A 2,403-nucleotide genomic window follows, 5' to 3' on the forward strand; every position below is an offset into this window, starting at 1 on the left:
GGCTTGTCCGCGAACAACCCGGATGCGGACGATCGACCCCACTTCGTAAGCTGTGTGCACCGTGGTCGCGCATTACCGATGGTTGCGTCCCCCATGCTGGAGCAGGCCGCGCTGCGCGGGCACTCGGCGCAGGAGCTCGGCGAGGTCGCCGAGGCGCTGCGCGCCCAGCGGGTGCCGGACCCGGAGGGCGCGCTGGGCGCGGTGCTGGAGGACGGGCGGGTGATGCCGTTCCAGGAGGAGCTGCCGCTGCCGCCCGGTAGCCACGACGAGGACGAGGAGCCGCCCGTCCGCACCATGCTGGCCCTGGAGCGCCTGGCGCTGGCCGAGGAGAGCCTCGGCGAGGGCCTGGTCCGGCTGCTGTCCACCTTCGCGCCCGGCGGGGACGCCGCCGCGCGGGAGGCGGACGGGGAGGCGGAGACCCAGGGGGAGGTGGCGGGGACGCCGGACGGGGGCGTGGCCGCGCAGGTCGCGGAGGGCGTGGCCGAGGAGCCCGTCCGGCCCGGTCCGGCCGCCTGGGAGGAGGCCGCCGCGGCGGCGCCCTCGCGCTCCGCGCAGGCGCTGCTCCGGGCCGTGGCCGACTCCGGCCTGGTGCTGCACACCGGCGGCGAGGCGGCCCGGGCCGAACCGGCCGCGCTGCTGCACGCCACCGCCGCCCTCGGTCTGCGGACCTGGGCCGCCACCTGGACCGGCCAGGGCCGGGACGCGCTGGCGGCGCTGCTGCCGACCGGCTCCCCCGCCGCCGGGCGGATCGGCACCCTGAACGACCTGCTGTACGGCGCGGACGTGCCGCGCGCGGTGGACGGCACCCTCGAACTGGACGTCCTGGTGGTGCTGGACGCCCCGCTGCTGGACGTGGAGACCGCGGCGACGCTGCTGGAGGCGCTCGCCGACGGCGCCCGGCTGGTGCTCTCCGGGGATCCGGGCGGCCTGTGGTCGGCCGGCCCGGGCCGCTTCTTCGCCGACCTGCTGGCCGCCAAGCCGTGCCCGGTGGTGTCGTCCCTGACCCCGGACTTCGGGCCGATCGGCGAACTGGTCTCCGGGGTCGGCGTCGGCGAGCTCCAGCCGGTGGACGCCCCGGACAAGGAGGTGGTGATCCTCACCGTGCGGGACGGCGGCGAGGCCGTGCACCGGGCCGTCCAACTGCTCACCGACTCGATCCCGCGCGCGCTGTCCGTCCCGGCCGAGCAGACGGTGCTGCTGACCCCGGGCCACGGCGGCCCGGCCGGCACCCGGGCGCTGAACGCGGCCGCCAAGGCCCGGCTGAACCCCGGCCCCGGCCGGTTCGGCGGCTTCGACCCGGGCGACCGGGTGGTGCACTCCCCCGCGCTGGGCGTCAACCTGCCCGGCCGGGTGCTGGACGGCGACGCGAGCGGCCTGCACGTGGAACTGGCCGACGGCGGCCGGATCACGCTGACCCCGGCGCAGGCCGGGAAGCTGCGCCACGGCTGGGCGGTGACGGCCCACCAGGCGGTCGGGCGGCGCTGGCCCGCGGTGGTCGTGGTGCTGCCGCCGGAGGCGTCCGGCCAGCTGACCAGGCAGTGGGTGTACTCGGCGTTCGGCCGCGCCGAACGGCACCTGTCGGTGGTGCACGCGGTCGGCCCGGCACTGCACCAGGCGGTCGCGGAGCGGCCCGCGCAGGACCGCACCACCCGGCTGCGGTCGGTGCTCACCGCGCAGTAGCCCGCGGGGTGGCGGTTGCCGTCCGGCCGGCAGCGGGTGGCCGGCGGCGGGTGGCTGTGGCTGGTTGGGCCGCGGGTGCGGTGGCGGGACTCGCCCTCCGCCGCACCCGCGGCACACGTACACGCTGCTGCCGGGCCAGCCGTTCGGCGGGCTCGGGTGGAGGAGAGCCGCCGCAATCCCCCTGGCGCCTCAGCGTCGAAGCGCTTTTCGTCCCTCGCCCGCCGTGGACCGGCAGCAGTCCCCCGTGCGACGTACGGCCACATCGGCGACCGCATTGCGGCGCTCCGCTCCCCCGAGCCGGAGCACCTGAATGCGACTCCGTTGCTGTCCGAACGGTAGTCGAATGTGGACTTGTTCGGGCGGGAATTGTTCGAAGTGATCCAGCTCACGCCGCAATTTGACCGCCGAGCGACAAGTAGGCAAAACGGGAGGTGGGCCGGGAGGGCCGCGGCAGCGGCAGGAGCGCGGAAGGCCGCGGAAGCGCGACGGAAAGCGCCGAAAAACGGTGGGGGGAGGTTCCGGACGGGCGGATCCGAATCACCTCGGCCCCGCATTCCCGGGAACCCTCCGCCCCCTCCGAAGACCCCGTAGGCCCCGTCGGGCTCCCGCCGGGCGGGCGCGAGGCGCTGCGGGGCGGGTCTCGGGGCGGGACCGGCCGTACGGGCGGGCCTCCGGCGGTCCGGGGCGGTGCTGGGCGGCTCGGGGCGGGCGCGAGGCGCGGCG

General features: G+C 77.0%; 1 protein-coding gene. It reads left to right on the forward strand.

From position 1 onward, the window contains the following. Positions 1-93 precede the first annotated feature (93 nt). Positions 94-1,680 carry an ATP-binding domain-containing protein gene (locus tag ACWEO5_RS38370; RefSeq protein ID WP_452166691.1) on the forward strand — a complete coding sequence of 529 codons (1,587 nt, stop codon included), beginning with the start codon at positions 94-96 and terminating at the stop codon, positions 1,678-1,680. The last annotated feature ends 723 nt before the right edge of the window (positions 1,681-2,403 follow it).

It is taken from the genome of Kitasatospora sp. NPDC004272, from assembly GCF_053603035.1.

What these genes read in the sequence shown, in the direction of transcription:
- ACWEO5_RS38370 (WP_452166691.1), top strand. Translation starts at nt 94, where the DNA reads ATGCTGGAGCAGGCCGCGCTGCGCGGGCACTCGGCGCAGGAGCTCGGC.